This window comes from Mesorhizobium sp. M1A.T.Ca.IN.004.03.1.1, assembly GCF_003997555.1.
Lineage (GTDB): Bacteria > Pseudomonadota > Alphaproteobacteria > Rhizobiales > Rhizobiaceae > Mesorhizobium.
In genome coordinates this window covers 1-312 of sequence record NZ_RZTV01000142.1, presented here as the reverse complement: position 1 = coordinate 312, position 312 = coordinate 1, and the positions used below count along the sequence as shown (strand labels likewise).

General features: G+C 55.8%; 1 pseudogene. It reads left to right on the top strand.

Going from position 1 to position 312, the window contains the following annotated elements:
• Positions 1–62: 62 nt before the first annotated feature.
• A pseudogene (locus EOD29_RS31060) lies at positions 63–312 on the top strand (AraC family transcriptional regulator); the annotation flags it as partial.

Genomic DNA, 312 nt, shown 5'->3' with positions numbered 1-312 from the left:
CGCCAAAATCCACAAAAGTGATCATTTGCATACAAAAAATGATCCTAAAAGGGCGACGTCAAATGACGGAAAACTACTTCGTCTACATGCCTGACAGCAGAATTTCTGCAGCATGGGGCTGCACCGCTGTCTCGACGGGCTATTCGGTCATTGCGCCGCACTCCAGTTACCCTCCGAGCCGTCATCCGGACGACCATCATTTCAGCTGGTCTCGAGGCCGCATCCTTCAGGCCTATCAGGTCGTGCTGATCAGCGCCGGCAGCGGGAAGCTCGAATTCGGCAACCTGCGCCGACAGGTGCGCGTCACGGAAG